The 263-nt window shown below is 37.6% G+C and carries 1 pseudogene; it reads right to left on the minus strand.

Features of this window, described 5'->3' with window-relative positions:
• A pseudogene (locus tag RYX56_RS23140) lies at nt 1-263 on the minus strand (helix-turn-helix domain-containing protein); the annotation flags it as partial.

Consider the following 263-nt stretch of genomic DNA (forward strand, 5'->3'; position numbering starts at 1 on the left):
TCATTCTCGGTAAAGACAGCTTCCCTTTTATTGCCAACATACAGCACCCCAATCGTCCTTAATTCACTGACCAGTGGAAACGATAATTGATTTCCACCTGTCTTTTCTAAAAAAGGAAAGTATTTGCTTAACTCATAATCTTCTTCAATCGTGATACGGTAAGGAAGCTCCATCTTTCCATAGGATGGCGGCTGAAAAACAAAACAGTTCTCCTTTTCGTTATATAAATAAATACAGGCAAAATCTGCATTTGTTCCTTTACC

Source organism: Alkalihalophilus lindianensis (assembly GCF_032843265.1).
Taxonomy (GTDB): Bacteria; Bacillota; Bacilli; order Bacillales; family Bacillaceae_D; genus Alkalihalophilus; species Alkalihalophilus lindianensis.